The sequence below is a fragment of the Microbacterium sp. genome (genome assembly GCF_017305435.1).
Classification (GTDB): domain Bacteria; phylum Actinomycetota; class Actinomycetes; order Actinomycetales; family Microbacteriaceae; genus Microbacterium.
Map to the genome: position 1 here is coordinate 340,063 of NZ_JAFKIP010000002.1, position 20,721 is coordinate 360,783.

Sequence of the window (20,721 nt, forward strand, 5' to 3'; positions counted from 1 at the left end):
CGCGGGCGCGGCGCCCGGCATCCATCGGCTGCGCGCTTAGGCTCGTCGGGTCATGATCCGGTTCGAGCACGTCACCAAGAAGTACCGTGGGACCAAGAAGCCCGCGCTGAACGACGTCGACTTCGAGGTGCAGCGCGGCGAGTTCGTCTTCCTCGTCGGCGCGTCGGGCTCGGGGAAGTCGTCCTGTCTCCGGTTGATCCTGCGGGAGGACACTCCGAGCGACGGCCGCGTCGTCGTGCTCGGGCGCGACCTGCACGCTCTCTCCACGCGTAAAGTGCCCTACTTCCGTCGGCACATCGGAGCCGTGTTCCAGGACTTCCGGCTGCTGCCGAACAAGACCGTCTTCCAGAACGTCGCGTTCACGCTCCAGGTGATCGGCGCATCGCGCGCGTTCATCCAGCAGGCCGTCCCCGAGGTGCTCACCCTCGTCGGCCTCGACGGCAAGCAGAAGCGACTGCCGCACGAGCTCTCCGGCGGTGAGCAGCAGCGCGTCGCGATCGCCCGCGCGATCGTCAACCGTCCGCAGATCCTCCTCGCCGACGAGCCGACGGGAAACCTCGACCCCGCGACCTCGGTCGACATCATGCAGTTGCTCGCGCGCATCAACGAAGGCGGGACGACGGTCGTCATGGCGACCCACGAAGCCGGCTTCGTCGATCAGATGAAGCGTCGCGTCATCGAGCTGCAGGACGGCGTCATGGTTCGCGACGACCGCCACGGCGGCTACGGCGACACGTCGGCGATCCCGCGGCTTGCGCCGCAGGAGGAGAAGGGCGCCGCGGCGACAGCGGCTCTCACCGCCGTCCTGGAGCTGCAGCGCGAGATCGCCGCCGCTCCCGTCGAGCCCGTCCCGTCGGCGGTGAAGGATGCCGCGGCGGAAGCCGTCTCGGCGACGGCGGTCGCCGCCGCCGTGGCGGTCACCCCCGAACTCGCGACCGATCCGGAACCCGTGCCCGCGGGCGACGCGAAGCCGACGACCCGGCCGATCAAGATCGACGCGCCGATCGTGCAGCTCGACGGGCTCGAACTCGACGACCTGACCGTCGCCGAACGCCTCGGCCTGGCATCCGACGACGACGAAGTGGGGCCGACCTCGTGAGGGTGCGACTGATCCTCGCCGAGGCCCTGACGGGCCTGCGGCGCAACGCCTCGATGGTCATCTCCGTCGTGCTCGTGACATTCGTCTCGCTGACGTTCGTGGGCGCCGCGATGCTCATGCAGATGCAGATCGCGAAGATGCAGTCCTACTGGGCGGAGCGCGCACAGGTGTCCGTCGTGATGTGCCGCGACGACTCGACCGCGACGACGTGCGCCGACGGAGCGGCGACGGAGGACCAGATCGCCGCCGTGGCCGATCGTCTGCAGAGCCCGGCGCTCGCGACGCTCGTGCGCGATGTGCGTTTCGAATCCGGCGACGAGGCCTACCAGAACCTCCTCGATCTCTACGGCGACGAGTACAAGGACTACGTCACGCCGGCCCAGCTCGGCGACACGTACTGGGTCGGCCTCGTCGACCCCGGCAAGTCCGATGTCATCACCGAGGCGTTCTCCGGGACGCAGGGCGTCGAGGGGGTGCGCAACCAGATGCAGTATCTCGAACCGCTCTTCTCCGCGCTCACCGTCGCGACCTACATCGCGGTCGGCATCGCCGGGCTCATGCTCATCGCGGCCGTCCTCCTCATCGCGACGACGATCCGGCTGTCCGCCTACGCGCGGCGGCGCGAGGTCGGGATCATGCGCCTCGTCGGTGCGTCGAACCGGTTCATCCAGACCCCGTTCATCCTCGAGGGCGTCTTCGCGGCGTTCATCGGATCGCTCCTGGCCGGCGGCGCGATCCTCGCCGGCGTGCAGTTCGGCGTCGGGGGATACCTGCGCGATCGGGTCACCTTCATCACCGATTGGGTCGGGCTGGGGGATGCCGCGGTCGTCATTCCGATCATCATCGTGATCGGTCTCGTCCTGGCGGCGCTCTCCGCCGGCTTCGCTATCCGACGCTGGCTGCGGGCCTGACCCGCCCGCGCTCGAGCCCGGCGCTTCCTGGGATAGACTGACGGGCTGCCGTGTCCACGGCATCCGGAACGAGGAGTCACCATGCCCAGGGAACGCGGGGAGAAGGTCGTTGCGACCAACCGTCGCGCGCGCCACGAGTACGCCATCGAGAAGACCTACGAGGCGGGCCTCGTGCTCACCGGGACCGAAGTGAAGTCGCTCCGGGAAGGGCGCGCGAATCTGAGTGACGGATACGCGTACATCGACGGGGGAGAGGCCTACCTCGACGCCGTGCACATTCCCGAGTACTCGCAGGGGCACTGGACGAACCACTCCTCCAAGCGGACGCGCAAGCTGCTGCTGCACAAGCAGGAGATCATCAAGCTCTCGCACGCGATCAGCGCGGGCGGGTACACGCTCATCCCGCTGAAGCTGTACTTCTCCGACGGGCGCGCGAAGGTCGAGATCGCGGTCGCGAAGGGCAAGCGCGAGTACGAGAAGCGACAGACCATCCGCGAGCGCGAAGACAAGCGGGAGGCGGAGCGCGCGATGCGCAGCCGCAACCGGCTCGGCGACTGACATCGCAGTCGATCCGGGTGACGGAGATCAGCCGGCGCTGAAGCGCGCCTCCACGGCGGCGGTGATCACGATGTCGTCGGGGCGGAACTCGACGGCGGCCGGCGGCGCGGCATCCATCGCCATCGCTGCGCGCGCGAACATGCGCGGCGCAGGTGCTTCTGGCGCGCCCCCGTTCAGCAGCCCGAGATCCGCGATCTGCACGGGCGTGACGCGCGACAGCCCGATCGCGCTCGCGTACGCGGTCGCGCGTTCGACGGCGGCGGCGACGGCGTCGGTGGCGACCTCGCGCTCGACGCGCGCGCGCGTCTCCGGTGTGAGCTGCCACTCGACGACCCCGACCTGCAGCCCCTCGGTCGCTGCGATCGTGTTCAGCCAGTCGGAGAGGGCGAGGACATCCGTGAACGTCGCGGTGAGCTCGACCGAGGCGTGGTGCACGGGATCGAGCTGCCGCCCGTCGCTGTTCCACGGCCGGTCCGCCCACACCGACACCCGCTGGCTCGACCAGTCGGCGATGCCGCCGGCTGCCTTCCGTGCGCCCAGGTCGGTGCGGATGGGTTCGGCGAGGGCGGCGATGCGCTCCACGACGGCGCCGCGTTCGGGCCCCTCGGCGGTTGCGCTGACGTGCGCGACGGCGTGCTCGGGGGAGACGCGCGTTTGGCTCTCGCCGCGGACGGTGATGATGACATCGCTCATGGGATAGACTGTAACGCTCGGATGCCTCGGCATCCGCCGCACAATTCCACAGCGTGACAGTGGCTCACCCTGCCGCACGACCGAAGGGTCGGGGGCTTCCGGGGCTGATCGGTTTCGACAGCGCCTGTGAAGCTGCGGGAAGCGGGCCGAGGATGCAGGGTTATCTCGTAAACGACCTCTGCGAACCAATAGTTGCCGATGCAAAGCGCAACGACTTCGCCCTCGCTGCCTAAGCGAGCCTGAAGTCCGTCAGACCGTAGGCGATCCCGCTACGGATTCTGGCGTCATCTAGGGATCTTGCTGTGCGACGGGGTCTCGACGTCGTACGGGACTCTTCTGAGACTGGGCTCGTCGACTTAGGTGTCTGTGATAAAGGTCGGAGCCGAGCAGAACGTTCTTACAGACTGCGCCCGGAGAAGACGCAGTATCTCAGCGTTGGACGGGGGTTCGATTCCCCCCAGCTCCACCAGCCGCTGTCATCGTGGACAACCCCCGCGAGCCCAGTATTTCACTGGGCTCGCGGGGGTTTTGTCGTTTCTTGGGCGCGGGGCGTGCGAGCAGCGGCGGGTGGATGAGAGAGCGGGTTGCGGAGAACGGGCGCGGGTGTCATCATTCGTTAAACGAAAAGTATTCGTTTATGAACCGGACCCGAAGGATCTCCCGTGACCGCAGATCTTGCTCCGCCCTCGTCCCCCGTTTCTCCACTCACCGCCGGTGTCGCCCTCAGATCGAACGCGCTGGGGGCGGCCGGTATCGCCTTTCTGGTGATCTCCGCCGCGGGTCCACTGGGCTACCTCGGCGGATTCACACCCCTCATGATCGGCGTCGGTGGGGCAGGCGCCCCCGCGGCTTTCGTGGGCTCGGGTCTCGTGCTCCTTCTGTTCCTCGCCGGGTTCACCGCGATGACGCCGGCGGTGCGCAGTCAAGGCGCGTTCTACGCCTACATCTCGACCGGACTCGGTCGCGCCGCCGGTGCAGCCAGCGCGGTCGTGGCCCTTGTCGCCTACAACATCGCGCTCATCGGCGCCCTCGGGCTCATCTCGGTGTACGTCGCGCAGGATGTGCAGATGCTGACCGGCATGGATGTGCCCTGGCCGGTCGCGGCGGTCGCCGTCGGGCTTCTGATCTTCCTGCTCGCGGCGGCGGGCATCGGGGTCGGCGCGAAGGTGCTCGCCGTGCTGCTGACCGCTGAGCTCGCACTCGTCGCGCTCTTGGCGGGGGCGGTGATCGTGCGGGGCGGCGCCGAAGGCCTGAGCCTGGCGTCGTTTGCGCCGAGCGCCGTCTTCGCCCCGGGGATGGGCGCGGTGCTCGCCCTCGCGTTCGTCGGCTTCCTCGGCATCGAGGCGATCGCGCTATACCGTGCCGAGGCGCGCGATCCCGATCGCACCATTCCCCGTGCCGGCGTCGCGACCGTCGTGATCATCGCCGTGTTCTACGCCCTCGTCACGTGGGTGGTCATCCAGGGATTCGGCACCGAGGGGATCGCCGCGGCCGTCTCCGAGCACGGCGCCGACCTGTTCTTCGTCCTCGCCGACGTCTACCTCGGGCCGTGGGCTTCGACGCTCATGCAGATCCTCATCCTGACGAGCCTGCTGGCCGCACAGCTCGCCTTCCACAACGGCGCCAACCGGTACGCGCACTCGCTGTCCCTCGATCGCGTCCTTCACCGATCGATCGCCGCCACGTCGTCGCGCACGGGAGCACCGTGGATGGCGGGCCTGCTCCAGACCGCGGTGTCGGTGATCGCGATCGTGGTCGCCGCGCTGCTGGGCCTGGACCCCTACCTCGATGTCGCTCTGTGGCTGACGAGCATGGCGGCCGTGTTCATGATCGTGCTGCAGGTCGTCACGTCGATCGCGGTGGTCGTCCACTTCCGACGCACGACCAGCGCGCGCATGCGACGGATCGTCGCCCCGACCCTCGCCGCCGTGCTCTTGGTCGCGGTGCTCGCGGTGCTGGTCACGCAGTTCGACCTGCTCACCGGCGCCGGTCCCGGTGTCAATGCCGTACTGCTGGCGATCCTCGGCGGCGTGATCGGACTCTCGGCGGCATGGGCGGCGCTCACGTGGATACGTCGGCCCGCGAAGCTCGCGCTCGTCGGAGTCCGTCCCGCTGACGATCCCCTTGCCGCCACCGTCCCCACATCCACTTCGAAGGAAGAGAATCACCGATGACGAACTCGATAGCGACCGACCGTCGGACGGGCACCGACCTGCCCTTCCCGATGGCGGAGTACCACCGGCGCTGGGAGCAGACGCTGGCTGCCATGGCCGAGGCCGATCTGCCCGCGCTCGTCGTGTGGCAGAAGAGCGGCGGCGCTTTCGATCGCGCCGGAGATGTGTACTGGCTCACGAACTACGCGTCGATCGCCTCTGGACAGGAGCCGCCTTTGCCGGGGGTGGGCGGTGGGCGCGCCCACGCAGCGGTGCTCCTGCGCCCGGGGCATGAGCCCGAAGTGCACACCGTGGACTCGGTATCCTCGACCGACCTCGCGCAGGTCGCGACCGGCGCGGTCTTCGGGCACTACGACCTGGGCGAGGGACTCGCCGAGCATCTCACTGCACTCGGAGTCGAGGGCCGGGTCGGCTATGTCGGAGACAACTTCCTGCCGGTCCAGATTCATCGAAATCTCGTCGCAGGGACGCCGGGAATCGACTGGGTATCGGTCGACGATCTGCTCGTGCGCGTGCAGATGGTCAAGTCCGCCGTCGAGCTCGAGCGGTTCCGTGAGGCGGGGGTCGTGGCCTCGCGATCGATGGATACTCTGATGACCTCTCTCATCGCCGGCCACACAGAGTCGGAGGCCGCGGCGCGCGCCGCGGCGGAGGTGTACCGCGCGGGCGGAGGCATCCAGCGTGTCGCCGTCAACCACGGAGCCCACAGCGAGCATTACATGTGGAGCAGCCCGATGTACGGGCACCGACCGGTCGCACCCGAGCGAGGCGATCTGCTGCGCGGCTGGATCTACGGTCCGCTCCTGCACGGCTACTGGCTCGATCCGGGGCGCACGGCGGTGTGTGGCAACAAGCCCACGGCGGCACAGCGCACGCTCGTCGAGGAGAGTCTGCGCATCCACAACGCGATCATCGCCGCCTTCCGTCCAGGCGAGACGGCAGCCCAGATCGGCGCGTACGGCGACCGGCTCGTCGCCGAGAGCGAGTTCGCGGTGGCCGACGCCTCGCAGTGGGACGTGTACGGACACGGCCTCGGCACGTTCTTCCAGGCGCCGATCGTGCCGGCTGGTGGCGAGGCTCCTGCGGCTGCGTTCACGCACGAACCGCTGCAGCCCGGCATGGTCATGACCGTCGAGGTGTTCTTCAACACCCCCGGCGTCGGATCGGCCACGTGGGAGGACGTCTTCATCGTCGGGGAGCATGGCAACGAGATGCTCTCGACGAGCCCACAGCTCTACTGGTGACGCGTCCCGACTTCGTCCCATCGGCCGGCCTGCGGACCTCGCCCCGCCAGGGTCTCCCGCAGGCCGGCCACCATGACGGCGAGACCGAAGTCGAACGCGCGATCGGACCGGCCGGGCGATGCCGTGCCCGCCATCAGGGCATCCTGCATCGGCCCGGGAGGGAACCTCTCCGGGCGCCACATGTCCTCCGGCGTCGAGAGATCGAGGCCCGCGCCGAGCGCGAAGACGTCGACGGTCGTCACGGCATCGAGCAGTTGCGCGTCGTCGAAACCGGCGTGGCGCAGGATCGTGGCGAGGGCCTGATAGAACGCGGTGGTGGTGGGTCCGGCCAGAGTGTTGCCGATCAGAAGCGGGATCACCCGTGGGTGGCGTCCGAGAGCCGCGCGGTACCGTCCCACGAAGGCCGTCAGCGTGAGCTCCCAGCTCCCCAGGTCGGGCACGTTGGTCGTATCCGCGAACAGCTCGTCGCGCATCAGCTCGACGATGTCGGCACGGCCAGAGACGTGGTTGTAGAGCGACGACGCCGCGACGCCCAGCTTCGAGGCCAGCTGCTCGATCGTGAAATCCCCGTCGGCATCGACCGCCGCGATGGCGGCCGACGCGATCGCGGGCCGGGAGAGCTTGGGCTTCAGCGGTCGTACCAAGGGGCATCACGGCCTTTCAGGGCAGGGCGACCTCCACGCTATCCATAAACGAAGGGTGATCGCTCGCGGAGACCTCCGGGGCGGTCGGGAAGAGGGACATGGACGTGATCATCACGGCGGACCGGATCGATGCGGGGCCGTCGGGAGCCCAGGCGCTCGGCATCCGCGACGGACGTATCGTCGCCGTCGGCGACCGCCGCGAGGCGCGCGCCTGGCGAACGGCACGTACCCGCACGATCGATGTCGGCGACGCCTGTGTGCTCCCGGGATTCATCGACGGTCATTCGCATCCCGTCCTCGGCGCCGACCTGACGCGAGGTGTCGCCCTGGGCGAGGTGACGACGGTCGCCGAGCTTCAGGCCGCGCTCGGCGCTGCGCACGGCACTCTTCCGCCTGATGTGTGGCTGCACGGCTGGGGTCTTCGCCCCGATGCGTTGGGCGGTGCCGAGCCGCACCGGCGTGTCATCGACGTCGTCGTCGGCGGCCGGCCGTGCCTGATCCGCACGTTCGACGGCCACTCCGCGTTGGCCAACGGCGCCGCACTGCGCGCCGCAGGCGTCGTCTCGTCGGTCGCTCTCGAGGGCGAGGCCCAGATCGTGTGTGATGAGCAGGGCGCGCCGACCGGTTACCTGCGGGAGCCGGCGGCGGTAGCGGTCGTCGAGATGGCCTCTCCTGCAGTGCCCTTCGCCGAGCGGGCACGCGCCCTCCGCGCCGCCCTCGCGGGGATGGCCCGTGCCGGGCTCACGGCCGTCCACTCGCTCGAATTCCCCGAAGGGGCGGCGGCGTTGTACGAGGCGCTCGAGAGCGAGGGCTCCTTGCCGGTGCGAGTGCGTGCGATGCCCTGGTGCGAAGCCGACGCGACGCCCGACCGCTGGGCGGAGATCGCCGCGATGCAGTCGCGTGCGGGTCGACGGTGGCGGGTCGGCGGTGCGAAGCTCTTCCTCGACGGGACGATCGACGACGGCACCGCCTGGCTTTCGGAGCCGGACACGCGGGGAGCTTCGGCGGCCTCGATCTGGGCGGATTCACGTGCGTACGCCGCTGCGGTGGCGTGGTTCGATGCGCGCGGCATCGCGACAGCGACGCATGCGATCGGGAACGCCGCCGTGCTCCAGGCACTCGACGTCATCGACCGCACGCGCCGTGCCCCCCACCGCATCGAGCACATCGAGTACCTATCGGTCGCCGATACGGCGCGCTTCGCGCGCTCACGGGCGTATGCCGGGATGCAGCCCACGCACGGGACGGACTACGTCGACCCCCTCGGGAGTGACAACTGGTCGATAAGACTCGGTCGCGAGCGTGCCCTTCGCGCCTGGCCGCTCGGCGACCTCGACGCCGCCGGGGTTGCCGTGGTGCTCGGCTCCGACTGGCCGATCGCGCCCTACGACCCGCGCGCCGTCATCGCGGCCGCGCACCTGCGCCGACAAGCGGGTCGCCCGTCAGCACCTGCACTTGCGCGATCGCAGGCGCTGTCTGTGCAGAGCGCGATCGACGGCTACACCGTGCGAGCTGCGGCATCCGTCGCTGATGTCGATGCGGGGCGCATCGCCGTGGGAACCACCGCAGACCTCACCGTGTTCGCTCACGACCCTCGCACGACGGATCTCGACGTGTTCGCCGATGCGCCGGTCGTGGCGACCATCGTCGATGGCGATCCCGTGCATCTCGCGAACGCGTGGTGACTCGTCGTCGGCGCGGCGGCGTCAGCTCTGGGGGCGCTGGATGAGAAGCAGGTTCTGCTTCGTGTCGGACAGCGTCACCCATCCGTCGCCGAACTCGTAGGTCATGCCGTAGCCGTTCTCGTCGACGGTGGGCGCCTGCGAGGCATCCTGCGTCAGGTAGACGTAGTCGCCCTCGCTCTCCCGCTTCCAGCCCTGCTGTTCGAGAGTGTTCTGGATCTTCGTGGCCTGGTCGCTCGTCAGGGGTGCCCAGCCGAAGAGGAGCAGATTGCCGGAGGGCTTCGTGAAGTCGGCCCACGTGCACTGCAGGCCGTCGTCGAGGGTGACACCGGCGGCGGCGAAGGGCGTCTCCTTGAAGCTCCAGCCCTTCGAGACGAGCTGTTCGTGCACATCGGCGACGACGATTGAGTCGCACGTCGCGTCGATGCCCGAGGCGTCGGGGCCGGGTGTCGGGTCGGGCTGCGCGTCCGTCGGGGCGGTCGTGGGCGCGTCGGTGCCGACGGTGGCCGTGGGTGCGGGGTCCGCCGAACCGGCGCCACACCCCGTGAGCAGGAGCGCGGCGATGCCGACGGCGGCGAGGGAGGCGAAGCTGCGGGGGGTCATCGATCGGTCTCCGTGTCGGTGTTCAGCAGGGCGAGAAAGTCGTCGTGGAGCAGCCCGTTCGTCGCGAGTGAAGAGCGGGTGGCGATGCTGTCGGCGCCGTCGATGTCGGTGAATCGCCCACCGGCCTCGGTGATGATCGGAACAAGCGCCGCGATGTCGTATTCCTTGACCCCGAACTCGGCGACGAACTCGAGCCGCCCCTCGGCGAGGAGCATGTACGGCCAGGTGTCGCCGTAGCCCCGGTCGCGCCACACCGCGCGGCTGAGGCGGAGCAGGTCGCCGGAGCGACCGACCTCGTCCCACTGCGCGATCGACTGGAAGCTGACGCTCGCCTCGGCGACCGCGGCGACCCCGGACACGCTCAGGCGCTTCGGCGCCCCGCCTGGAACGTCGGTCCAGGCGCCGAGGCCCGTCGCGCCCCACCAGCGGCGCCCGAGGGCGGGCTGGCTCGCCACGCCCACGCGCGGCACGCCGTCGATTGCGAGGGCGATCAGCGTCGTCCACATGGGGATGCCCTTGAGGTAGTTCGCGGTGCCGTCGATCGGGTCGATGATCCACTGCCGGGCGGCCTCGCCACTCGTGCCGAACTCTTCGCCGAGGACGCCGTCCGCGGGGCGCTCCGCCGCGAGGATGCCACGGATCGCGCGCTCCGTCGCGAGGTCCGCCTCGGTGACCGGCGAGGCATCCGGCTTCGTCTGCACGGCGAGGTCGGCGGCGTCGAAGCGCGACATCGCGACCGCGTCGGCCGCGTCGGCCAGGCGCAGCGCGAGGTCCAGGTCCGCGGTGAGGTCGCCATCGAAAGGCGCACTCCAGGAGGGGGCGTGTGCGGGGGAGGTCACTCCTCCAGGATACGGGGCAGCGGATGCTCGATTCGCGATGTGCCGTGTCGGGATGGTAACGTTGACCCTCGGTTCGCCCCCCTGGTTTTCGATCAGGATGCGGCGGGCACGGAACGCACCTCTAGCTCAATCGGCAGAGCAACTGACTCTTAATCAGTGGGTTCTGGGTTCGAGTCCCAGGGGGTGCACCGCTTAGGCCCGAGATCTCAACGATCTCGGGCCTTTTTGCGTTTCGGGGGAGTCGGCGATAGGTCAGGATCCGGTGTTTATCCGGCGTTTTCAAATAGGGATTCGATGACTTCTGCGAAGTCCGCGATCTGCCTTTGTCGCTCGATGTAGTAGTCGATGGTGATGTCCTCGTTGCCGTGGCCGAGCTGCTGCGCGGCAGCCTTCACGCCGACCTCACGATCGAGGTGCGTCGCGACGGCGCGGCGGAAGTCCTTCGGCGTCGCGCCTGCGTAGACCGACCCTTCGAGCGCTTGCCGCCACTGCCTACGCACGTTCGCCGGCCACCGCCAAGTGCCCGTCGACGAGGGGAACACCTGCTCGTACATCGCGCTCACGCGACGCGCGACGAGCAGACCCCGCATCGTCGCGGGAAGGGTCAGCGCACGCTCACCGGCTTCGGACTTCGGGTGCTCCTGCCAGTGCAGCTTGCCGTCCTCGCCGACGATGAGGGTGCCGTTGATTTCGACGACCCCGCTGTCGAGTCTCGTGTCGTGGTCCCATCGGAGCGCGAGGCATTCGCCGATGCGGCAGCCGGTGCCCATGAGCATGCCGGATGTCTCCCACAGTTCGGAGGTGTGCGATGCGTCGTACTCGGCGAACAGTTTCCGCATGCCGTGGATGTGGTCGAGGGTCTTCGCTTTCACCGGCTTCTTGGGCGTCGCGATCGGCATGGTGTCGGGGACGGGGTTGCGGCTGACGGCGCCGTGGCGGACGGCGAGTTTGAACATGCCGGCGAGGACGATGCGCGCTGTTCGCGCGGCGCTGGGTCGGTCGAGCATGTTCTTGAGGAAGCGGTCGACGCGAGGCACGGTCGCCTCCGATAGGCGGAGCGCGCCGATGCCGGGCTTGATGTTCGCCTGAATCGCGGACCGGTAGGTGACGATCGTTCCCTGCGGCGTCTTCTTCAGTCGGAGCTCTTCGAGCCACTGGTCGGCGAGCTCTGCGATCGTCGACGAGGCGGCGAGGAGGTCGGTGGACTCGTCGTCGAGCTTCTTCTTCAGCGCGGCGATGAGGTTGCGTTCCGCTTCGGGCTCGGTGCGACCGTTGCGCTGCATCGTGCGGGTGCGTCCTGAGGAGTCGCGGTAGTTCGCGAACGCCGTCGGCTGCCCGGCGATCGTCGCGCGTCGGATCTTGCCCCACGTCCCGATGAGCAGCGGCGGTCTAGGCACCGTTGACCGCCCGACGCTGTGCGCCGCTCTCGCGCGTTGTGATCCTGCAGGTGCACGACGACCCATCCGCAGCAGGAACGGCCGGCAGCAGAACGTGTGCGGTCTGCTGCGCGGTCATACGGCGATCTCCTGCCGATGAAGCCACTGGCCGGCGCCAAGGCGAGGTCGCGCATACGTGACACCACGGAGACGCACGAGACATGCCTGCATCCACAGGTTGAGCGCGTCCACGCTGACGCCGAGCTCTTCGGCGATGTCGTGCTGGTGAAGGCCCTGCTGCTCGAGTTCCGCGTAGCGCTCCGGATTGATCAGCAGCTGCGCCGCGTAGGCGTCTGCCTGATCCTCAGCATCCTGATTGTCTTCGCAGCGGTGCCCGTGGTGAGCGTGCCCAAGTTCGTGCGCGACGGTGAACACCTGCTCGTCGGGGGACATGCGCAGGTCGAAGTAGACCTCGCGCTCATCCTCGTACCACTCGCCCATGACGCCCGGCTCGAGACGAGCGGCATGCACGGTGATCCCCAGTCCGGCGGCGAACCGCAGTAGCTCCTTCATCGAGACCCCCTCTCGTTGTTTCACTCGGCGTGCGGCGCCTGCGCGGCCTTCGTCTCACCCTTGCGGGCTGCCGTGCGCTGCTTCTTCGGCGGCTGCTTCATCGTCGGCTCATCCTCAACCGGGGCGCCGACATTCGATCCGAAGTTGCCCTCGATCAGCTCGCCGCGCGGGGTGCGACGGGACTCTGCTCTGCGGGAGAGCTCGAGCATCAGCGTGAGGCCATCCCACTCAGGAACGAGCGACGCGAGCGCGTCGACATCGTTCGTGTCGAGGGCCCGCTTTCCGTTCACGCGCTCGGACACGTACCCCTCGCCTCGATCAAGGACCGCCGCGATCTGTGCTCCCGAGACGGAGTGCGCCTTCATGAAGCCCTTGTACTCAGCCGCGAACGCGAGGGCGAAGTCAGTCATCCGTGGAAACTCAGCAGCCATGTTCACAGCTTGGCATATGCGCTATCCGCTTTGCAATTGCGAAGATCGCCTTGCATCCACCGCTTCGGGTATGCAAAGCTTCGGATATGCGAAGCACTCAGGAAGCGGCGACGGTGGCGATTCGGCTGCACCTCGCGGCACGAAACACGACCCAGACGTGGCTTGCCACCAAGCTGCACCGATCCGTGTTCTGGATCGGGCGCCGGATGTCAGGCGAGGTGAGCTTCGATTCCAACGATCTCGATGAGATCGCGGAGGCCTTCGGCGTCTCGGTTCCTGAGCTGCTCAGTGCCGCCGACGCGGTCAAGGTGCCCGAGGCGGTGGCGTCGTGAGCGCGTTCGATGTTCGTCTGGCGATGCGCTTCGAGGTCGTCCTGAAGCACGTCGCTGGGACGGGAGTGACGGTCCTCGCCCTTGCGGCTGACGAAGACGATGCGGCGCTCATCGCGAGGGCGTTCGAGAAGGGCTACGGCAAGGGCTTCGTTTCGTTCCGTGAGGTGGCGTCGTGAGTGCAGCGAATGTCACACCGATCCGTCCGGTTTCCTCGGATCGTCGGCCGGAGTGGATGACGGAGGACGAGGTGTCGGAGTACCTCAAGATCTCGGTCGAGACGCTGCGGGACTGGCGGCGGACGGATGCCGTGAAGGTGCTGCCGTTCCATCGGATCGGCCGCCTCGTGCGGTACGAGCGCTCAGAGGTTGACGAGATCGTTCTCGCTGGTCGAGTCGGGGTGTCGTCGTGACCGTCCGCCGTGTCGTCGTTGCGATCGTCATCGTCGCGATCGCCGCTGTATCGGCGCCTGCCGCGGTGGAGCCCGGTGTGAACTCCGCGGATCTGATCTGCATTCTCGCGCCGTTCGCGCTGCTCGCCGTGTTCATGCGGCGTCCGAAGACCCCCGTCGAGGTCCGGGTCCTGAACACCCAGACGAAGGGCCAGGACCTCGACGGGTTCGACCAGGAAGGAATGGACCGATGACCGACAGCATCGCCCGCCCCACGATCTCGTTGGAGGTCGCGCGACACACGCTCGGCTTCCTAGGAGACCCGAACTACGGCCTCGACGGCGGGTTCTTCTTCAACCAGCTCATGCGCCTGATCGACGCAGGGGATGCGGTGAATCGAGAGAAGCTGCGGAACGAGTTCCCCCAGGAGGTGCACGCGCTGTTGTCGGCGCGTCGCCTGGGTGTGGAGTTCCTGCGAGCGATCGTGAAGGCCGATCTCGACGGGCGTGAGCGAGGTCTCGACTTCGCCGCCGTCGACGTTCCGGGTTTCGAGGGGACCGTCGACGCGCTTGGCGAGCTCGGTGTGAAGGTGGCGACGTCGTGAGCGGCGTGACCGTCGTCTGCCGGGACTGGGTCGGGTCGGACACGAAGGGCCACATCTGCGGTCAGCCCGTCGCCGACGGCATCAAGCGCTGCGCGAAGCATCAGGCCGCTGAGATCGCTCGGGTGACGAAGGCGCTGCAGGCGGATCGTGAGCGCGCTGCGCGTGCTGACGCGTCATGGCGGGCGCGGAACGCCGCGAAGGTGCCGGGGTGGCGTGTGCAGCTCGAGCGAGCGGAGGCTGAGTACGCGCGCCGCACCCAGTCTGTGGTGACTGACCGTGCAGCGGTTGGCGGTTCGATGCACCCCTCGATCGTGCGCGCGCAGCGGTCGTCGCTGTCCGACTCGAACGTGGCCCGTGTGGTCGAGCTCGAGCGGATCATCAAGCGGCTGAAGGCGGACCTTGCCCGGATGAAGGGTGCGCAGTCGTGACCTCCCGGCTGAAGGTCCGCGCCCCTCACCTGGGCGAGTCTCGTCCGGTGCCCGCGCGGCGTGCCGTGGGCGGCCCTGTGCGGCTTGTGGTGGTCGCAGATGTACGTGAGCGTGCCGCGTTCATCGCAGCGACGGGAGCGGGCGTCCTGGCGGTCGTGCTGGCTGTGGTGGGGGCGGTGGTCCTGTGGCTGAGCTGATCGTGCATTCGCGGCGTGGTGAGCCGGCGGTGCGTGTCGAGACGCGGGAGGAGGCCGAGCGGTATCAGGCGATCCTCGGCGGGGAGATCACGGGCGGTGAGCAGTCGTGACTGTGGTGGTGGGGATCGATCCGAGCCTGACCATCACAGGTTGCGCGCGCGTCGACCTTGGTGTCGGCGCGGACGGGCAGACCGAGGCTGTGCGGTGGGAGACGTGGCGTGGCCGCGCCGGTCGCCCCGACGTCGAGACGCCGATGACGAACCGGCGCCGCATCCGCGTCATGCTCCGCGAGGTGCTGTCGATCATGCCTTCGTCGTTCGATCTCGCAGTGGTCGAGGGCCCGGCGATGGGGGCGAAGTACACGCCGCTCGCTGACGAACGATCGGGCCTGCGGTGGATGCTCATCGATCAGATCGCGGCGCGCGGACCGGTCGTGATCGTGTCGCCGTCGTCGCGGCAGGTCCTCGCTCACAGTGAGCCGATCCCGCGGGCGACGACGCCGGCGCGTCGTAAAGCGCTTGTGCTCGAGTCGGTGCGCTCGCTCGTCCCGGACGCGCACGTCCCGGACCACAACGTCGCTGACGCGGTCGCTCTTGCGGCTGCGGGAGCGCATCGCCTGGGGCTTCCGATGCCCTACACGGCGAAGCAGTACAGGGCGCACGCGGTGGTCGCGTGGCCCGCGGAGACGGCCGCCGCGTCGGCGGCCCGGAAGGGATGAGGAACCCATGACTGAGATCAAGCCCACGTCGTTCAAGAACGGCGTGCCGAAGGCCGAACGCAACGGCCTGTTCGGTACGGAGGAGCGGCTCATCGAGCTCGCGAAGGAGGGGAAGCCGCTGCTTGCTGTCGTGCAGTACTCGTTCCCCCGTGTGATGCACGACGAGATCGCCGACGAGACGTACCCGGTCGCGCAGATCGATCACATCGAGCCGCTGTTCGAAGCGAAGCCGTCCGCCGCGGCCGACAAGCTCCGCGCCGCTGCGTACAAGGCGCGAACGGGCGAGAACGCGCTCGATCTGGGCGACTTCGACGACGACTCGCGAGGTGAGGCGTGATGCGCGCGCGTCACTACGCCGCGCCGCGGCCGGTGGTTGCCGAGCGGCTCCGCATCGAGGGGCGTCTGCGTCCGTCGGCGCGGGAGCTGTTCCCGGCGAATGTCGAGCGGCTCATGGCGTCCCGCCCGGTGATCGGGGAGCGGGTGGTCGTCCCGCGCGGTGCGAAGCCTGACGACAAGGGCGTGATCCGCAAGTCCACGGTCCCGGTGTACGGGCCGCCGACGTTCCGCAACGTCATCAACGAGAACGGGGAGCACGTCTGATGGACACCATCATCGAGCCGCCTCCGGTCGTGTCCGGCCGGTTCGTGCAGGAGATGAACGAGGACGAGTACCACGCGCACCCGGCGTTGTCGCAGACGGGCATGAAGTACCTGTTGCGGTCGGCTCGTCACTACCGAGCGATGCGGTCCGCGAACCGTGCGAAGCCGGAGTTCGAGGTCGGGCACGCCGCGCACGCGATGATCCTCGGTGTCGGCGCCCCTGTCGTTGAGATCCCGGCGCGGATGCTGTCGGTCGACGGTGGGATCCGGACGACGGTGGCGAAGGAGTTCGTCGCGAACGCGCAGGCGGAGGGGAAGACCCCGTTGAAGCCGCAGGTGTTCGCTGCGGTGCGGACGATGGCGGATGCCGTGCTGATGAACGTGAAGGCGCGCCCGCTGCTCGAGGCTCCGGGGTTCACGGAGGCATCGCTGTTCGCCGACGACCCGCACACCGGCGTGAGCCTGCGCGGCCGGCTGGACCGGCTCTCGCTCGTCGACGACGTGTGGACCCCGGTTGATGTGAAGTCGACGACGGACGTGCAGCTCAGGAAGCTGATCAACGCGATCGTCGACTTCGGGTACGACATCCAGTCGTTCACGTACGAGGAGCTGCTGCGCCTGGTGTTCGGGATCGAGCCGGCGCCGATGCACTTCATCTTCGTCGAGAAGACCTTCCCTCACGAGGTGCGCGTCGTGCGCATGGGCGACCCGGCCTGGCAGGTCGGCGGTGAGGCGAAGATGCGCGCCGCGATCGACCTTTTCGCGTGGTGCCAGGAGCGGGGCGAGTGGCCCGGTGACGACGACGACGGCGGCCCCGTCGCGGATCTGCAGGCGCCTGGCTGGTACCGGGCTCAGGTCGAGGAGGTCGCCGCGTGACCGGGGCGCTCGCAACCCTCCCGACGTCGACGGATCAGACACAGTGGACCGACGACGAGCGTGCCGTGGTCGAGGCGGCCGGGCTGGTCTTCACGCACACGTACGGGCAGAACTCGGGGCAGAAGGTCCTCGCGTCTCGCGCAGTGGTGGCGAAGTTCTTCCACACCGTCGAGCGCACGGGACTCGATCCGCTTGCGAAGCAGATCTACTGCATCGGCCGCGCTGGACGTGATGGCGTCGAATGGGCGATCCAGACAGGGATCGATGGCTTCCGGCTGATCGCCGAGCGCTCGGGCCAGTACGCGGGTCAGGACCCGGCGGAGTGGCTCACGGCGAGCGGCGAGTGGGTCGACGTGTTCGTGAAGGCGCTGCACGGCGATCACCCACTCGCTGCCCGCGTCGCGGTGTACCGGCATGACTGGCAGCGTCCCGCGGTCGGAATCGCGACCTGGGACGAGTACGTCCAGACGAAGAGCAACGGGGAGCTGACCGCGATGTGGAAGCAGCGCGGACCGGGGCAGCTCGCGAAGTGCGCTGAGGCGCTCGCCCTGCGGAAGGCGTGCCCCCAGGACCTCTCCGGGCTCTACACGGATGACGAGATGGGATCGTCGGTCCCGCTCGACGGCGAGGAGCGCCAGGCGCCGGCGCGTCAGCCTCGTGTGCTGTCCACTGTGGCGTCCCGTGCGCGCACTGCGGCAGCCGCTGAGGCAGCCGCGCCCGAGGAGGCTGCGGACGCGTCCAGCGAGCCCACACGGTCGGACGAGGCAGAACCCGACGTGGTGACGCTCAACACCTGCGCACGGTGCGGGCAGGACGAGGAGATCGAACCCGGCGGGATCTGCCCGACGTGCGAGGAAGAGGTCGAAGCGGAGATCGCCGCGCAGAACGAGGAGGCGCAGCCGTGACCGCCGTCCTCGTCGCGACGCGAGCCGATCGTGTGGCACCCGGTGACCGGATCGACAGCGTCGGCGCGGCGCGCACGGTGACGTCCGTGACGTCGGGCGCGAACCGGCAGATCTACATCGCGACCGTGAGCGAGGGCGGCGCTCCCGTCGTCGTAGAACGTGACCCTGACGAAACCGTGTCGGTGTGGAGGGACCAGTGAGCGACCTCGACGTCCAGCAGGAGACCGACATCGTCTGGCCGAACGGTGAGCTTGTGACCGTCTCGTCGATCGACGCCTGGTCGGAGCATGCGCGCACGTCGGTGACGCCGGCGCAGATCGCCGATGACGGGCAGCTCCGCGGCCCCGATTGGGTGATCCGTGAGCTCGACCTGATCTCCCACATGGCGGGGCAGATGGTCGTCGTGGTGAAGAACGCCGGTGCGCTGCGGCGGGTGCGGTCACGGGCGTTGAAGCGGGCGCGCGCCGCGGCGCGCGGCCGTCACGCCGAGCTGAAGGGCACAGCGCAGACCGCGGCGGTCGACCTCGACGTCGTCGACGAGCAGGCGGAGTACGACGAGGCCGCGATCGCGGAGGAGTACGCGCGGCATATCGCGGACCTCGTCGCGGAGCGGAAGTCGACGGTGCAGACGATGAGCCGACAGGTGGAGATCTTGTACCGCGACGCCGCGAGGGGGCTGTGATGTTCGCCAGCAAGACGCCCCGCGACCTCAACCACGACGCCCACCCGTGGGCGCACACGGCGTGCGGTTACGAGTGGTGCGATGACTTCGGCGGTCGGTTCTCGTTCAACAACGGCACCGGCAACGAGTTCTCGCCCCGCCGCGAGTTCGATCACGTCCAGCACAATGAGCCGAACCCGATCCTCGTGCGATTCCGCAAATGGATCGAGGGTGAAGAGCTCGCTGACCCGCACTGGGTCGATCAGTGGATCGTCGCGCTTGATCAGCTTGATGCGTTCGGCGGGTTCGTCGAGTGGGACGAGCCCAGCAGCCCGTTCCACGTGCTCACCACGGCGTCGCCGGAGCAGATCGCCCACGCGCGGCGCGTATTCAACCTCCTGGTGGTGAGCTGATGGGCGCCGGTGACTTCACCCCGGCGATCGTCCGGAAGGCGTTCTTCGATCGGGAACGCGAGGCGTGCTTCGTCTGCCGGCGCGGGCTCCGCTGGGAAGGCCGCGGCGTCGAGTGGTCCGCGCACCACCGGAAGCCGCGCGGCGCCGGCGGGACGTCGGACCCGCGCATCGGGTCGATCGCGAACCTCCTGATCGTGTGCGGGTCGGGCACCACGGGATGCCACGGCCGGATTGAACGGAACCGCGAGATCGCGCTGCGGGTGGGGCTCCTGATCCCCACGAACGCGACCACAGAGACTTTCGCGCCCGCAGCTGTGCGGGTGCGCCGACTGGACAAGACGTGGTGGCTGCTCACGGAGAGCGGCCGCGCCGTCGAGGTAGAGGAAGGAATACCGCAGTGAGCGAGCAAGGCGTGCCGATCGAGGAGGCGACGGCGAAGGACTTCATGCAGGTCCGAGCGGCGCTCGTGCGGCGCCTGGGCGGCGCGAACGAGGCGCTCGTCTGGACGCGGATCGACTGGCGGGCAGACTCTGCGAAGGTCGCTCATCAGACGCAGGATGGCACGCACTGGTGGGCCGCGACGCATGGGGAGATCGCGGATGAGACGGGCCTGTCGGCGGAGCAGGTGCGACGCGCGATCGAGAAGTTGGTCGTCCGTGGTTTCCTCCGCGAGGACGCTCATCACGGGTTTGATCGTCGGAAGAGTTACGCCCCGATCTACGCCCATCTGGCGGATTCGCCAAATGGCGAGATCGCCAGATCGAAGCGGCGAAATCGCCAGATGGAACTGGCGGATTCGCCAGATGGCTCCTCTTCTATAGAGAGACAAGAACGAGACGTAGAAGACAGCGATTCGAAGGCCGATCTCGCTCTCTTCGAAGCCCCATCGATCGTGGTCTCGGGGCCGTCGTTCGATGACTTCTGGGCGGTGTGGCCGAAGAAGGTTGCCAAGCCGGATGCGCAGCGCGCGTGGGCCAAGGCGGTGAAGCAGACGCCTGCGACGCAGATCGTCGATGCGGCTGTCGCGTACCGCGACAACCCCGGCCGCCCTGAGAGGCAGTTCATCCCGTACCCCGCGACGTGGCTGAACCGCGAGGGGTGGAATGATGAGCTCCCCTCGAGGGCCTCGGCGCCGATGGATCGTGCTCGGGATGTCCTCGACCTGGGTCGTCAGATGGCCGCTGAACGGGCGGCGTCATGAACGTTGAGCAGATCACCGCGCTGCTGATGCGGATGCAGATCATCGACCAGCGTCCGGTCGACCGGGCCGTTGTCCTCGAGTGGGAGGCGGATCTCGTCGGCGTCGACGACTTCGCGGCTGCGATGGAAGCGATCACGATGCACCGGTCCGAGTCGGCTGCACGACTGATGCCGTTCCACATTCGTCAGGGCGTCGAGCGGATCCATGCAGCTGCTCTGCCACGCGAGGACGAGTGGGGGAACCGGCTGGAACCCGACCGCGTCGCCGTGGCCGCACTTGAACGGCTCGGCCGCGTGCCTCGGGAGGTGACGGCATGAGCGTCGTGGTCGCGTTCGCGGACATCGCGCAGCTCAGGCCGTTCGATCCGATCTCGTTCGAGAGCCCGCTTGGCAGCGTCTCCGGGTACGTCTCCGAGGTCGTGCCCGGAGAGCACGTCTCCATCATGACCGGCGGCAGTCAGGCCACTACTCGGATCACTGCTGAGTCCTGCGAGCACGGCGTGCTCACGATCCCGGAGGTGGCGTCGTGAGGGCGCTGTTCGAGTCGGTCTGCGGTGACTGCGACGAGAAGAT

32 protein-coding genes, 1 tRNA gene and 1 other RNA gene are annotated in these 20,721 nt (G+C 68.4%); 27 read left to right on the forward strand and 7 right to left on the reverse strand.

Annotated features, from left to right (window positions below):
- Window positions 1–52: 52 nt before the first annotated feature.
- From ftsE to smpB, 3 genes are all read left to right on the forward strand, one after another.
- Entirely contained in the window at window positions 53–1,099 is a 1,047-nt protein-coding gene (gene ftsE / locus J0I43_RS01645) for a cell division ATP-binding protein FtsE (RefSeq protein ID WP_292857973.1), read from the forward strand.
- The gene (ftsX, locus tag J0I43_RS01650; RefSeq protein ID WP_292857976.1) at window positions 1,096–2,010 is read left to right on the forward strand and encodes a permease-like cell division protein FtsX; all 915 of its coding nucleotides are present in this window, start codon (window positions 1,096–1,098) and stop codon (window positions 2,008–2,010) included. The genes ftsE and ftsX overlap by 4 nt, the downstream gene beginning before the upstream one ends.
- A gap of 81 nt (window positions 2,011–2,091) precedes the next feature.
- On the forward strand, window positions 2,092–2,568 hold the full coding sequence (gene smpB, locus J0I43_RS01655; RefSeq protein WP_292857979.1) for an SsrA-binding protein SmpB: 477 nt from the start codon (window positions 2,092–2,094) through the stop codon (window positions 2,566–2,568).
- A gap of 27 nt (window positions 2,569–2,595) precedes the next feature.
- Here smpB and J0I43_RS01660 read toward each other — a convergent pair whose 3' ends face one another.
- Entirely contained in the window at window positions 2,596–3,261 is a 666-nt protein-coding gene (locus J0I43_RS01660; RefSeq protein WP_292857982.1) for an SIMPL domain-containing protein, read from the reverse strand.
- A 100-nt stretch (window positions 3,262–3,361) separates the two neighbouring features.
- Here J0I43_RS01660 and ssrA point away from each other — a divergent pair.
- From ssrA to J0I43_RS01675, 3 genes are all read left to right on the forward strand, one after another.
- Window positions 3,362–3,730: a transfer-messenger RNA gene (gene ssrA, locus J0I43_RS01665) on the forward strand.
- A gap of 193 nt (window positions 3,731–3,923) precedes the next feature.
- Window positions 3,924–5,435 (forward strand): APC family permease, encoded by a 1,512-nt coding sequence (locus tag J0I43_RS01670; RefSeq protein WP_292857986.1) that lies wholly within the window; start codon window positions 3,924–3,926, stop codon window positions 5,433–5,435.
- Window positions 5,432–6,679 (forward strand): M24 family metallopeptidase, encoded by a 1,248-nt coding sequence (locus tag J0I43_RS01675; protein WP_292857989.1) that lies wholly within the window; start codon window positions 5,432–5,434, stop codon window positions 6,677–6,679. Before J0I43_RS01670 ends, J0I43_RS01675 begins: the two co-directional genes overlap by 4 nt.
- On the opposite strand, the gene J0I43_RS01680 is transcribed toward J0I43_RS01675, so the two are convergent.
- Window positions 6,670–7,323, reverse strand: a complete 654-nt coding sequence (locus J0I43_RS01680) for a TetR/AcrR family transcriptional regulator C-terminal domain-containing protein (RefSeq protein ID WP_292857992.1) — start codon at window positions 7,321–7,323, stop codon at window positions 6,670–6,672. The two genes, J0I43_RS01675 and J0I43_RS01680, sit on opposite strands and share 10 nt — an antisense overlap.
- A 98-nt stretch (window positions 7,324–7,421) precedes the next feature.
- On the opposite strand from J0I43_RS01680, the gene J0I43_RS01685 reads away from it, so the two are divergent.
- Window positions 7,422–9,008 (forward strand): amidohydrolase, encoded by a 1,587-nt coding sequence (locus tag J0I43_RS01685; RefSeq protein WP_292857995.1) that lies wholly within the window; start codon window positions 7,422–7,424, stop codon window positions 9,006–9,008.
- Between the two features lie 21 nt (window positions 9,009–9,029).
- On the opposite strand, the gene J0I43_RS01690 is transcribed toward J0I43_RS01685, so the two are convergent.
- Together J0I43_RS01690 and J0I43_RS01695 are read right to left on the reverse strand one after the other, a co-directional pair.
- Window positions 9,030–9,608 carry a nitrate ABC transporter substrate-binding protein gene (locus J0I43_RS01690; RefSeq protein WP_292857998.1) on the reverse strand — a complete coding sequence of 193 codons (579 nt, stop codon included), beginning with the start codon at window positions 9,606–9,608 and terminating at the stop codon, window positions 9,030–9,032.
- On the reverse strand, window positions 9,605–10,447 hold the full coding sequence (locus tag J0I43_RS01695) for an inositol monophosphatase family protein (RefSeq protein ID WP_292858000.1): 843 nt from the start codon (window positions 10,445–10,447) through the stop codon (window positions 9,605–9,607). The genes J0I43_RS01690 and J0I43_RS01695 overlap by 4 nt, the downstream gene beginning before the upstream one ends.
- A gap of 115 nt (window positions 10,448–10,562) precedes the next feature.
- Here J0I43_RS01695 and J0I43_RS01700 point away from each other — a divergent pair.
- Window positions 10,563–10,635 (forward strand) — tRNA-Lys (locus J0I43_RS01700).
- Between the two features lie 78 nt (window positions 10,636–10,713).
- Here the strand turns inward: J0I43_RS01700 and xerC are convergent.
- The 3 genes from xerC to J0I43_RS01715 all read right to left on the reverse strand — a co-directional run bounded on the left by xerC (window position 10,714) and on the right by J0I43_RS01715 (window position 12,806).
- Window positions 10,714–11,844: a tyrosine-type recombinase/integrase gene (gene xerC / locus J0I43_RS01705; protein ID WP_292858003.1), complete on the reverse strand. Its 1,131-nt coding sequence runs from the start codon at window positions 11,842–11,844 to the stop codon at window positions 10,714–10,716.
- 114 nt (window positions 11,845–11,958) lie between these two features.
- Window positions 11,959–12,396: an ImmA/IrrE family metallo-endopeptidase gene (locus J0I43_RS01710; RefSeq protein ID WP_292858006.1), complete on the reverse strand. Its 438-nt coding sequence runs from the start codon at window positions 12,394–12,396 to the stop codon at window positions 11,959–11,961.
- Window positions 12,397–12,416: 20 nt separating this feature from the next.
- The gene (locus tag J0I43_RS01715) at window positions 12,417–12,806 is read right to left on the reverse strand and encodes a hypothetical protein (RefSeq protein ID WP_292858009.1); all 390 of its coding nucleotides are present in this window, start codon (window positions 12,804–12,806) and stop codon (window positions 12,417–12,419) included.
- 2 nt (window positions 12,807–12,808) lie between these two features.
- Between J0I43_RS01715 and J0I43_RS01720 the strand changes: the two genes are divergently transcribed.
- The 19 genes from J0I43_RS01720 (at window position 12,809) to J0I43_RS01810 (ending at window position 20,678) form a co-directional block, all read left to right on the forward strand.
- Window positions 12,809–13,159: a helix-turn-helix transcriptional regulator gene (locus J0I43_RS01720; RefSeq protein WP_292858012.1), complete on the forward strand. Its 351-nt coding sequence runs from the start codon at window positions 12,809–12,811 to the stop codon at window positions 13,157–13,159.
- Window positions 13,156–13,335, forward strand: a complete 180-nt coding sequence (locus tag J0I43_RS01725; protein WP_292858015.1) for a hypothetical protein — start codon at window positions 13,156–13,158, stop codon at window positions 13,333–13,335. The genes J0I43_RS01720 and J0I43_RS01725 overlap by 4 nt, the downstream gene beginning before the upstream one ends.
- Before the next feature lie 56 nt (window positions 13,336–13,391).
- Complete coding sequence (locus J0I43_RS01730) at window positions 13,392–13,568, forward strand: helix-turn-helix domain-containing protein (RefSeq protein WP_292858018.1); 177 nt, start codon at window positions 13,392–13,394, stop codon at window positions 13,566–13,568.
- Window positions 13,565–13,801: a hypothetical protein gene (locus J0I43_RS01735; RefSeq protein WP_292858021.1), complete on the forward strand. Its 237-nt coding sequence runs from the start codon at window positions 13,565–13,567 to the stop codon at window positions 13,799–13,801. The genes J0I43_RS01730 and J0I43_RS01735 overlap by 4 nt, the downstream gene beginning before the upstream one ends.
- Window positions 13,798–14,151: a hypothetical protein gene (locus tag J0I43_RS01740; RefSeq protein ID WP_292858024.1), complete on the forward strand. Its 354-nt coding sequence runs from the start codon at window positions 13,798–13,800 to the stop codon at window positions 14,149–14,151. Before J0I43_RS01735 ends, J0I43_RS01740 begins: the two co-directional genes overlap by 4 nt.
- A complete protein-coding gene (locus J0I43_RS01745; RefSeq protein WP_292858027.1) occupies window positions 14,148–14,579 on the forward strand; it encodes a hypothetical protein in 432 nt (143 codons plus the stop codon). The genes J0I43_RS01740 and J0I43_RS01745 overlap by 4 nt, the downstream gene beginning before the upstream one ends.
- Window positions 14,580–14,763: 184 nt before the next feature.
- The gene (locus J0I43_RS01750) at window positions 14,764–14,886 is read left to right on the forward strand and encodes a hypothetical protein (protein WP_292858030.1); all 123 of its coding nucleotides are present in this window, start codon (window positions 14,764–14,766) and stop codon (window positions 14,884–14,886) included.
- Window positions 14,883–15,494, forward strand: a complete 612-nt coding sequence (locus J0I43_RS01755) for a hypothetical protein (protein ID WP_292858033.1) — start codon at window positions 14,883–14,885, stop codon at window positions 15,492–15,494. Before J0I43_RS01750 ends, J0I43_RS01755 begins: the two co-directional genes overlap by 4 nt.
- Window positions 15,495–15,501: 7 nt before the next feature.
- Window positions 15,502–15,831 carry a hypothetical protein gene (locus J0I43_RS01760; protein ID WP_292858036.1) on the forward strand — a complete coding sequence of 110 codons (330 nt, stop codon included), beginning with the start codon at window positions 15,502–15,504 and terminating at the stop codon, window positions 15,829–15,831.
- Window positions 15,831–16,094: a hypothetical protein gene (locus J0I43_RS01765; protein WP_292858038.1), complete on the forward strand. Its 264-nt coding sequence runs from the start codon at window positions 15,831–15,833 to the stop codon at window positions 16,092–16,094. Before J0I43_RS01760 ends, J0I43_RS01765 begins: the two co-directional genes overlap by 1 nt.
- A complete protein-coding gene (locus tag J0I43_RS01770; RefSeq protein WP_292858041.1) occupies window positions 16,094–16,969 on the forward strand; it encodes a PD-(D/E)XK nuclease-like domain-containing protein in 876 nt (291 codons plus the stop codon). Before J0I43_RS01765 ends, J0I43_RS01770 begins: the two co-directional genes overlap by 1 nt.
- Entirely contained in the window at window positions 16,966–17,874 is a 909-nt protein-coding gene (gene bet, locus J0I43_RS01775) for a phage recombination protein Bet (protein ID WP_292858044.1), read from the forward strand. Before J0I43_RS01770 ends, bet begins: the two co-directional genes overlap by 4 nt.
- Complete coding sequence (locus J0I43_RS01780; protein WP_292858047.1) at window positions 17,871–18,074, forward strand: hypothetical protein; 204 nt, start codon at window positions 17,871–17,873, stop codon at window positions 18,072–18,074. Before bet ends, J0I43_RS01780 begins: the two co-directional genes overlap by 4 nt.
- On the forward strand, window positions 18,071–18,556 hold the full coding sequence (locus tag J0I43_RS01785; protein WP_292858049.1) for a hypothetical protein: 486 nt from the start codon (window positions 18,071–18,073) through the stop codon (window positions 18,554–18,556). Before J0I43_RS01780 ends, J0I43_RS01785 begins: the two co-directional genes overlap by 4 nt.
- Window positions 18,556–18,948 (forward strand): hypothetical protein, encoded by a 393-nt coding sequence (locus J0I43_RS01790; protein ID WP_292858052.1) that lies wholly within the window; start codon window positions 18,556–18,558, stop codon window positions 18,946–18,948. The genes J0I43_RS01785 and J0I43_RS01790 overlap by 1 nt, the downstream gene beginning before the upstream one ends.
- Window positions 18,948–19,349, forward strand: a complete 402-nt coding sequence (locus J0I43_RS01795) for a hypothetical protein (protein ID WP_292858055.1) — start codon at window positions 18,948–18,950, stop codon at window positions 19,347–19,349. Before J0I43_RS01790 ends, J0I43_RS01795 begins: the two co-directional genes overlap by 1 nt.
- An 11-nt stretch (window positions 19,350–19,360) precedes the next feature.
- A complete protein-coding gene (locus tag J0I43_RS01800; RefSeq protein ID WP_292858058.1) occupies window positions 19,361–20,149 on the forward strand; it encodes a hypothetical protein in 789 nt (262 codons plus the stop codon).
- Window positions 20,146–20,466 (forward strand): hypothetical protein, encoded by a 321-nt coding sequence (locus J0I43_RS01805; RefSeq protein WP_292858061.1) that lies wholly within the window; start codon window positions 20,146–20,148, stop codon window positions 20,464–20,466. The genes J0I43_RS01800 and J0I43_RS01805 overlap by 4 nt, the downstream gene beginning before the upstream one ends.
- The gene (locus tag J0I43_RS01810; protein WP_292858064.1) at window positions 20,463–20,678 is read left to right on the forward strand and encodes a hypothetical protein; all 216 of its coding nucleotides are present in this window, start codon (window positions 20,463–20,465) and stop codon (window positions 20,676–20,678) included. The genes J0I43_RS01805 and J0I43_RS01810 overlap by 4 nt, the downstream gene beginning before the upstream one ends.
- Window positions 20,679–20,721 lie beyond the last annotated feature (43 nt).

What these genes read in the sequence shown, in the direction of transcription:
- J0I43_RS01660 (WP_292857982.1), bottom strand. Translation starts at nt 3,261, where the DNA reads ATGAGCGATGTCATCATCACCGTCCGCGGCGAGAGCCAAACGCGCGTC.
- J0I43_RS01690 (WP_292857998.1), bottom strand. Translation starts at nt 9,608, where the DNA reads ATGACCCCCCGCAGCTTCGCCTCCCTCGCCGCCGTCGGCATCGCCGCG.
- J0I43_RS01770 (WP_292858041.1), top strand. Translation starts at nt 16,094, where the DNA reads ATGGACACCATCATCGAGCCGCCTCCGGTCGTGTCCGGCCGGTTCGTG.
- J0I43_RS01730 (WP_292858018.1), top strand. Translation starts at nt 13,392, where the DNA reads ATGACGGAGGACGAGGTGTCGGAGTACCTCAAGATCTCGGTCGAGACG.
- J0I43_RS01790 (WP_292858052.1), top strand. Translation starts at nt 18,556, where the DNA reads ATGTTCGCCAGCAAGACGCCCCGCGACCTCAACCACGACGCCCACCCG.
- J0I43_RS01805 (WP_292858061.1), top strand. Translation starts at nt 20,146, where the DNA reads ATGAACGTTGAGCAGATCACCGCGCTGCTGATGCGGATGCAGATCATC.
- J0I43_RS01810 (WP_292858064.1), top strand. Translation starts at nt 20,463, where the DNA reads ATGAGCGTCGTGGTCGCGTTCGCGGACATCGCGCAGCTCAGGCCGTTC.
- J0I43_RS01685 (WP_292857995.1), top strand. Translation starts at nt 7,422, where the DNA reads ATGGACGTGATCATCACGGCGGACCGGATCGATGCGGGGCCGTCGGGA.
- J0I43_RS01795 (WP_292858055.1), top strand. Translation starts at nt 18,948, where the DNA reads ATGGGCGCCGGTGACTTCACCCCGGCGATCGTCCGGAAGGCGTTCTTC.
- J0I43_RS01740 (WP_292858024.1), top strand. Translation starts at nt 13,798, where the DNA reads ATGACCGACAGCATCGCCCGCCCCACGATCTCGTTGGAGGTCGCGCGA.
- J0I43_RS01760 (WP_292858036.1), top strand. Translation starts at nt 15,502, where the DNA reads ATGACTGAGATCAAGCCCACGTCGTTCAAGAACGGCGTGCCGAAGGCC.
- J0I43_RS01710 (WP_292858006.1), bottom strand. Translation starts at nt 12,396, where the DNA reads ATGAAGGAGCTACTGCGGTTCGCCGCCGGACTGGGGATCACCGTGCAT.
- J0I43_RS01715 (WP_292858009.1), bottom strand. Translation starts at nt 12,806, where the DNA reads ATGACTGACTTCGCCCTCGCGTTCGCGGCTGAGTACAAGGGCTTCATG.
- J0I43_RS01765 (WP_292858038.1), top strand. Translation starts at nt 15,831, where the DNA reads ATGCGCGCGCGTCACTACGCCGCGCCGCGGCCGGTGGTTGCCGAGCGG.
- J0I43_RS01675 (WP_292857989.1), top strand. Translation starts at nt 5,432, where the DNA reads ATGACGAACTCGATAGCGACCGACCGTCGGACGGGCACCGACCTGCCC.
- smpB (WP_292857979.1), top strand. Translation starts at nt 2,092, where the DNA reads ATGCCCAGGGAACGCGGGGAGAAGGTCGTTGCGACCAACCGTCGCGCG.
- ftsE (WP_292857973.1), top strand. Translation starts at nt 53, where the DNA reads ATGATCCGGTTCGAGCACGTCACCAAGAAGTACCGTGGGACCAAGAAG.